Source organism: Thioalkalivibrio sp. ALE19 (genome assembly GCF_000428605.1).
Taxonomy (GTDB): Bacteria; Pseudomonadota; Gammaproteobacteria; order Ectothiorhodospirales; family Ectothiorhodospiraceae; genus Thioalkalivibrio.
Genome location: NZ_AUAG01000066.1, coordinates 1 through 1,108 on the forward strand (window position 1 = coordinate 1; position 1,108 = coordinate 1,108).

Below are 1,108 nucleotides of genomic sequence, written 5' to 3' on the forward strand. Positions count from 1 at the left end.
GAGTTGTCGGCGTTGGATTTGACCGTGGAGGTCATCTCTTCCATGGAAGAGGCGGTTTCCTCCAGCGAGGAGGCCTGTTCCTCGGTGCGCTGGGACAGATCGGTGTTGCCCTGGGCGATCTCGGAGGAGGCCGAACGCACGTTGTCGGCGCCCTCCAGGATTTGCCTCACCAGGTCGTCGAGGTGATCCATGGAACCGTTGATCGCCTCCTGCATGCGACCGAACTCGCCCTTGTAATCACCCTCCATGCGTACGGTGAGATCGCCCTGCGCCAGGGCCTGGACCGCTTCGATGGCTTCGTCCACAGGTTCCTTGACCGAATCGATCAGGCGGTTGAGCTCGTCGCCCAGCTGGCGGACGAAACCGTCCAGCTCCTCGGTATCGATGCGCTCGTCCAGGCGGCCTTCGAGGACCTCGCGGATCAGTTTCTCGATCTGGCTTTCGGCATCGCGCTGGGCGGTCAGGTCGAACCACTCCAGGGTATTGCCGAGGAATTCGCCTTCCTCGGAGTCCTCGCCGGTCACGTGGACCTTGAGGATTGCCTCGCCCATGGTGTATTCACGGTCGATCCCCTCGTGGCGGCAACGGTCCATCACCGCGCGTTCGGGCAGCAGCTGGGGGAAGACCCGGTCCAGCTTTTCGCCGGTCGACGCGGTGGGTGTGCCGCCGGCGGCGCGGATATCCCCGGCGCGTTCCTGCAGCAGCCGCTTCATCGGTTCGTTAAGGTAATTGATGGTCCAGTCCGGCCGGATCATCATGAACGGCTGGGTGGCCGTATCCACCGCCCAGCGCATGCGGATCAGTTCGTTGTATTCGTCTGCGGAAATGGTGATCCCGTCCGCGTTGTCTTCAGCCGCCATGTTGCTCTCCTGGTCCGGAATCGGGTGGGCTCCGCCGGTCCGGCGGAGCGAAAGGTTCGGTCGAGGCGACGGATGTACGTCGCCGGGTCATGGCCACCGGGCCTGCTGTCGGCTCCGTCTGCGCCTCTGGTCAGCGTCCCCGGAGGTCAGAACTCTTCCCATTCTTCGCTGCTGTCCGCGGTGGCGGACTTCTGCTGCGTCCGGGCGCGCGGGGCCGGGGCCGGCTTCTTCTTCTCCTCTTCCTTCTT

General features: G+C 64.3%; 1 protein-coding gene. It reads right to left on the bottom strand.

Annotation, left to right across the window (positions count from 1 at the left end):
* Positions 1-860: HAMP domain-containing protein (locus tag F787_RS17315; protein WP_028492589.1), on the bottom strand; the 860-nt coding region annotated here is incomplete at its 3' end.
* Between the last annotated feature and the right edge of the window lie 248 nt (positions 861-1,108).